We start from the raw sequence: 6974 nt of genomic DNA, 5'->3' as shown, positions 1-6974 counted from the left end.
ACCCACCACCCGCTGCTGGCCCAGCACGACCGCAGGCTGGCCGCCGAAGCGCGCGAGCGCCAGCAGCGTGGTGGCCGCTTCCCCCTGTCCGGTTCCCGACAGCAGCACCCGTTCGGTGGTGCCGTGGCGCAACAGGTGGCCGACACCCGGCCGGTCCGGGCGGCGTGAGAGCTCCACGGACTGCCACGCGGAAATGTCCGGAAGGGGTTCGGGCTCGGGTGCCGGTGGTGGTTCCCCGGGTGGGTCCGAGACCACCTTGAGCGTGCGGTCGAGGGTCGATCGCAACACCTCGACGGGGACGACGGCGTCGATGACGCCGTGGCGTTGCAGGTTCTCCGCGGTCTGGACCCCGGACGGGAACGGCTCGCCGTAGAGATGTTCGTACACCCGTGGCCCCAGAAACCCGATGAGGGCACCGGGCTCGGCGGCGGTGACATGTCCGAGCGAGCCCCACGAAGCAAACACCCCGCCGGTGGTGGGGTGCCGCAGATAGACGAGGTAGGGCAGGTGGGCCTGCTTGTGCAGTTCGACAGCGGCGGCGATCTTGACCATCTGCAGGAACGCCACGGTGCCCTCCTGCATGCGGGTGCCGCCGGAACTAGGCGAGGCCAGCAGTGGCAGTTTCTCGGCGGTGGCGCGCATTACCGCCGCAGTGATCCGTTCCGCCGCGGCCACCCCGATGGACCCGGCGAGAAAGTCGAACTCGCAGGCCACCAGCGCCACCCGGCGCCCGAACACCCGGCCCTCACCGGTCACCACCGACTCGTCCATACCGGTCTTGGCGGCCGCGGCAGCCAACTCCCGTCGGTAGTCCTGACCGGCGCCGATGTCCAGCGGTGGGTCGTCCCAGCTGCGGAACGACCCCTCGTCCAGCAACGTGTCGCGCAATCTGAGGGCACCGATCCGGCTCACACAAGCAGGCTATATAGGCTTGCGTCCATGATTGGTGTGACCCGGGACGGCGCCGTGATGACCTTGGAGATGCAGCGCGCCGAGCGTCGCAACGCGTTGAACGTCGAACTCGTCGACGCGCTGCGCGACGCCATCGAGAAGGCCGCCGCCGAAGACGTGCGCGCGATCGTGCTCACCGGGCAGGGCCACGTGTTCAGCTCGGGCGCGGATCTGTCCGACGCCGCGGGAGTGGCCGAGGCGCTGCCCGCGAAGGCAAAGGCGCTCAACATCGCGATCGATCAGGCGCCGGTGCCGGTGATCGGCGCCATCAACGGGCCCGCGATCGGAGCCGGGGTGATCCTGGCGATGATCTGCGACCTGCGCGTGGTTGCCCCCGAGGCGTACTTCCAGTTCCCGGTGGCCAGGTACGGCCTGGCGCTGGACAACTGGAGCATCCGTCGGTTGACGTCACTGGTCGGGGCGGGCCGCGCGCGGGGCATGCTGCTGGCCGCCGAGCGGCTCACCGTCGACGTCGCGGTGCAGACCGGCATGGCCAACCGGGTCGGAACGCTCGCCGACGCGCAGGCGTGGGCCGCCGAGATCGCCGGCTTCGCGCCGCTGGCTCTGCAGCACGCGAAACGGGTGCTCAACGACGACGGTGCGTACGAGGATCCGTGGCCGCAGCACCAGGAACTGTTCGACCGGGCATGGGCGAGCCAGGACGTGATCGAGGCCCAGGTGGCGCGCATCGAGAAGCGGCCGCCCCGATTCCAGGGAGCCTGACGATGCTGATGGCGGCGCTTCGGTTCGGGTTCGGTACGGCGTCGCTGCTGGCCGGCGGATGGGCGCTGCGAGCGCTTCACGGAACTCCGGCGGCGCTGGGCGCCGGCCCCGCCGAGATCGCCGCGGTGGCCTCCCGCTCTCCGAACTATCGCGACGGCGTATTCGTCAACCTCGAAGACACCTCATCCGGCCTCACGATGGACCGCGAGCTGCAGCGCAAGCTGCTGCGCGACCTCGCCAACGCCGGCTCGCACGGCAAGCCGCCCGGACCGGTCCCGTTGGCCGACGTGCCACCCGGTGACATCGCGCCGTCGCAGGCTGCCGCCAGCTGGTACGGGCACTCCAGCGTGTTGATCGAGGTCGACGGCTACCGGGTGCTGGCCGATCCGATCTGGAGCCAGCGCTGCTCGCCGTCGCGCGCGGTGGGCCCCCAGCGGATGCACGACGTGCCGCTGCTGCTGGAGGCGCTGCCCGCTGTCGACGCGGTGGTGATCAGCCACGACCACTACGACCACCTCGACATCGACACGATCGTCGCGCTGGCCCGCACCCAGCGCGCACCTTTCATCGTGCCGCTGGGCATCGGCGCCCACCTACGCAAGTGGGGGATACCCGAGGACCGGATCGTCGAACTCGACTGGTACGAGAGCCACCGGATCGGCGAGCTGACGTTGGTCTGCACCCCGGCCCGGCATTTCTCCGGGCGACTGCTCGCACGTGACACCACGTTGTGGGCCTCGTGGGTGGTCGCCGGGCCGACGCACCGGGCGTTCTTCGGCGGGGACACCGGATACACCAAGAGCTTCACCGAGATCGGCGCCGAGCACGGCCCGTTCGATCTGACGCTGCTGCCGATCGGCGCCTACCACCCGGCGTTCGCCGACATCCACATGAACCCCGAGGACGCGGTGCGCGCACACCGCGACCTGACCGACGTCGATGCCGGCCTGATGGTGCCGATCCACTGGGCGACGTTCCGCCTGGCGCCGCACCCGTGGGCGGAGCCGGCCGAGCGGCTGGTGTCAGCCGCCGAAGAAGAACGGGTTCGCATCGTGGTGCCGATCCCCGGCGCGCGCGTCGATTCGGAATCGACTTACGACCCGTGGTGGCGGATGTAGACCGGCCCGACGCGCTACGGTCTGAACATGAAACCCCCAGGCCGGTTGGCGGCGCTCGCGTTGCTGGTCACGCTGCTCGCCGGTTGCGGCGCCGACGGCGCTGAACCCGCAGGGCCGACGACGTCCGCGACGCCGCCTGCGGGTCGATCCCCGGAGTTGCCGCCACCCCTGGTGCCTGCGATGCCACTTCCCGAGAACGCGGTGGCCGACGCCGTGTCGAAGCTCGACGGGATGGTCGAGGACCTGATGGCGAAGTCCGGTGTGCCCGGCATGGCGGTCGCCGTCGTCCACGGTGGAGAAACCCTGTACAGCAAGGGTTTCGGCGTCAAGGATGTGCGCAACGGTGACGCACCGGAGAATCGGGTCGACCCGGACACCGTGTTCCAGTTGGCGTCGCTGTCGAAGCCGTTGGGTGCGACGGTGGTCGCACACCAGGTCGGTGAGGGCGCGATCAGCTGGGACACCCCGATCGTTGACCATCTGCCCTGGTTCGCGCTCTCCGATCCCGCCATCACCCGGATGGTCACCGTCGGCGACATGTATTCGCACCGGTCCGGGCTGCCCGACCACGCGGGCGACCTGCTGGAGGATCTCGGGTACGACCGGCGCCTGGTGCTGGAGAAGCTACGCGAGTATCCGCTCGATCCGTTCCGGACCTCCTACGCCTACACCAACTTCGGGTTGACCGCCGGAGCCGAGGCGGTCGCGGTCGCGGCAGGGAGGTCGTGGGAGGAACTCAGCCAGCAGGTGCTGTACCAACCCCTGGGGATGGGGTCGACCAGTTCGCGATTCGACGAATACATGGTCCGCCCGAACCGTGCGGTCGGACACATCCACATCGACGACGGATACCAACCCGATTTCGTCCGCGACCCACAGGCCGAGGCACCCGCCGGTGGGGTCAGCAGTTCGCTCAACGACATGTCGAAGTGGCTGACGATGATGCTCGGCAACGGTAGCTATCAGGGCCAGCAGATCGTCGACCCCGAAGCGCTGCTGCCGGCACTGACCCCGCAGAGCGTCTCGAGTCGGGCCAGCGAACCCGCGATGCGCTCGGGCTTCTACGGGTTCGGGTTCAACGTCAGCGCGACGGCCTCGGCCCGGATGGAGATGTCGCACTCCGGAGCATTCGAATTGGGGGCGGGGACGAACTTCGTGATGTTGCCCGCGGCCGACGTGGCGATCGTGGCGCTCACCAATGCCACACCGTCCGGAGTGCCGGAGACCCTCACCGCCGAGTTCGCCGACCTGGTCCAGTTCGGTGAGATCCGCGAGGACTGGTACGCGTTGTACAAGGGTGCCTTCGAGGAGATGGAGCAACCGGTCGGTTCGCTGGTCGGTCAGCGGCCGCCGGCAGACCCCGCTCCGCCCGCCCCCCTTGCCAGCTACGTGGGCCAGTACTCGAACTTCTTCTGGGGCCCGGCGCGGGTGATGGAGAAGAACGGCGGCTTGGAGCTGGCGCTCGGGCCGAAGATGGTGGTGCCGTTGAAGCACTGGGACGGTGACGTGTTCACGTTCTCGTTCGTCAACGAGAACGCCCCGCCGGGCACGGTCTCGAAAGCGACGTTCGACGGTGACTGGCTGGAGTTGGAGTACTACGACCGGGACGGCAAAGGGACCTTCACCCGATGAGTAGCGCCCTCGTCGTCGGCCTGTCCGACGACGAAGTCGCCCAGCGCGTCGCCGAGGGCAAGACCAACGACGTCCCCACCCGGGCGGCGCGCAGCGTCTCGGAGATCGTCCGCGACAACGTGTTCACGCGCATCAACGCGATCCTCGGTGTGTTGCTGATCATCGTGCTGTCCACCGGCTCGGTGATCAACGGAGCGTTCGGTCTGCTGATCATCGCCAACAGCGCGATCGGCATCATCCAGGAGCTGCGCGCCAAGCAGACCCTGGACGAGCTGGCCATCGTCAGCCAGGCGAAACCACTGGTGCGCAGGCAATCCGGAACCCAGGCGATGGCTCCCAGCGGCGTGGTGCTCGACGACGTGATCGAGCTGGGTCCAGGAGACCAGATCGTGGTGGACGGCGTGGTCCTCGAAGAGGTCAACCTCGAGATCGACGAGTCCCTGCTGACCGGTGAGGCCGACCCGATCGCCAAGGACGCAGGCGACCACGTGATGTCGGGCAGCTTCGTGGTGGCCGGAACCGGCGCCTACCGCGCCACCAAGGTCGGCCGCGAGGCATATGCTGCCAAGCTCGCCGAAGAGGCCTCCAAGTTCACGCTGGTCAAATCCGAACTGCGCAGCGGCATCAACAAGATCCTGCAGTTCATCACCTACCTGCTGGTCCCCGCCGGCGCGCTGATCATCTACACCCAGCTGTTCACCACCGGTGCAGGCTGGCGGGAATCGGTGCTGCGCATGGTCGGAGCGCTGGTGCCGATGGTTCCCGAGGGTCTGGTGCTGATGACCTCGATCGCGTTCGCGGTCGGGGTGATCCGGCTCGGCCGCAGGCAGTGCCTCGTCAACGAGCTTCCGGCGATCGAGGGTCTGGCCCGCGTCGACGTGGTGTGTGCCGACAAGACCGGAACGCTGACCGAGAACGGCATGCGGGTCTGCGATCTGAAGATGCTGGGCGCAGCAGAAGTGGCCGGCGTCCTGGCCCAGCTCGCCGCCGACGACCCCCGCCCCAATGCCAGCATGGCCGCGATCGCCGAGGCTTTCACGACGGCGCCCGGCTGGGTCGCGACCGCCACCGCGCCATTCAAGTCGGCGACCAAATGGAGCGGTACGTCCTACGCCGGGCACGGTGACTGGGTGATCGGAGCGCCGGATGTGCTGCTGGACCCGGCGTCACCGGCGGCCGAGGCGGCCGAACAGATCGGTGCACGCGGACTGCGGGTGCTGCTGCTCGGTTCCAGCGACCTTCCCGTCGACGATCCCGCAGCACCGGGCACGGTGACCCCCGCGGCGCTGGTGGTGCTCGAGCAGCGAATCCGGCCCGACGCCCGGTACACGCTGGATTATTTTGCCTCACAACAGGTGTCAGTCAAGGTGATCTCGGGCGACAACGCGGTGTCGGTGGGGGCGGTGGCAGGTTCACTCGGTCTCGCGGGACAGACCATGGATGCCCGTGAGCTGCCGGAAGGTCCCGACGAACTCGCCGACACACTCGAGGAGTGCACGACGTTCGGCCGGGTGCGGCCCGACCAGAAGCGCGCAATGGTGCACGCGCTGCAGTCGCGCGGGCACACGGTCGCGATGACCGGTGACGGTGTCAACGACGTCCTGGCGCTCAAGGACGCCGACATCGGCGTCGCGATGGGCTCGGGCAGCTCGGCGTCTCGGGCGGTGGCGCAGATCGTGCTGCTGGACAACAAGTTCGCCACCCTGCCCTATGTGGTGGGTGAGGGACGCCGGGTCATCGGCAACATCGAGCGCGTCTCGAATCTGTTTTTGACGAAAACCGTGTACTCGGTGCTGCTCGCGGTTCTTGTGGGCCTGGCGGGGTTGTCGGCGGAGCTGTTCGGCTCCGCCCCGCTGCCCTTTCCGTTCCAGCCGATCCACGTCACCATCGCGGCCTGGTTCACCATCGGCATCCCCGCGTTCGTGCTGTCGTTGGCCCCGAACAAGGAACGGGCCCGCCCAGGCTTCGTGCGGCGCGTGATGACCTCTGCGCTGCCGTCGGGGATCGTCGTCGGCGCCGCGACCTTCACCTCGTACCTGTTGGCCTACGAGGGCCGCGCGGCCACCGAGACCGAACAGACCCAGGCGTCCACCGCAGCGCTGATCACGCTGCTGGTTGCTGCGCTGTGGGTGCTGGCCGTGGTGGCCAGACCCTACGAATGGTGGCGGGTGGCGCTGGTCGCGGCGTCCGCCCTGGCCTACCTCGTGATCTTCAGCATCCCGGCTGCCCGCGAGCTGTTCATCCTGGATACGTCCAACGTCGCGGCCACGTCCACGGCGCTGGGAATCGGCCTGCTCGGGGCACTGGCCGTCGAGGTGATCTGGTGGGTTCAGGGCACAGCCCTGGGCGAACGCCGCAGGTTGTGGCGTCAACGCGAACGGTAGGCTGGCCCCATGGGATTTCTCGACAAGGCCAAGGATCTGTTGGGCAAGAACGCCGACAAGGTCGACACCGCGATCGACAAGGCCGGTGACCTCGTCGACAAGAAGACGCAGGGCAAGTACGCCTCGCAGGTGAACAAGGTGCAGGACGCCGCGAAGAAGGCCGTCC

6 protein-coding genes are annotated in these 6974 nt (G+C 68.4%); 5 read left to right on the top strand and 1 reads right to left on the bottom strand.

Annotated elements, in window-relative coordinates:
* Positions 1–912: carboxyl transferase domain-containing protein (locus tag WA944_RS14015; RefSeq protein ID WP_526647048.1), on the bottom strand; the 912-nt coding region annotated here is incomplete at its 3' end.
* Between the two features lie 27 nt (positions 913–939).
* Here WA944_RS14015 and WA944_RS14010 point away from each other — a divergent pair.
* The 5 genes from WA944_RS14010 to WA944_RS13990 all read left to right on the top strand — a co-directional run.
* Positions 940–1674, top strand: coding sequence for an enoyl-CoA hydratase (locus WA944_RS14010; RefSeq protein ID WP_526370300.1), 735 nt, complete (start codon positions 940–942; stop codon positions 1672–1674).
* Positions 1675–1676: 2 nt separating this feature from the next.
* A complete protein-coding gene (locus WA944_RS14005) occupies positions 1677–2792 on the top strand; it encodes an MBL fold metallo-hydrolase (protein ID WP_526647047.1) in 1116 nt (371 codons plus the stop codon).
* Between the two features lie 27 nt (positions 2793–2819).
* Positions 2820–4424, top strand: a complete 1605-nt coding sequence (locus tag WA944_RS14000) for a serine hydrolase domain-containing protein (protein WP_526371872.1) — start codon at positions 2820–2822, stop codon at positions 4422–4424.
* Positions 4421–6808 (top strand): cation-translocating P-type ATPase, encoded by a 2388-nt coding sequence (locus tag WA944_RS13995; RefSeq protein ID WP_526607889.1) that lies wholly within the window; start codon positions 4421–4423, stop codon positions 6806–6808. Before WA944_RS14000 ends, WA944_RS13995 begins: the two co-directional genes overlap by 4 nt.
* A gap of 9 nt (positions 6809–6817) precedes the next feature.
* Positions 6818–6974: Rv0909 family putative TA system antitoxin (locus tag WA944_RS13990; RefSeq protein ID WP_526647049.1), on the top strand; the 157-nt coding region annotated here is incomplete at its 3' end.

It is taken from the genome of Mycobacterium sp. (genome assembly GCF_049683355.1).
Taxonomy (GTDB): Bacteria; Actinomycetota; Actinomycetes; order Mycobacteriales; family Mycobacteriaceae; genus Mycobacterium.
The sequence above is the reverse complement of the archived record's forward strand: the minus strand, read 5'-3'. Positions and strand labels throughout refer to the sequence as shown.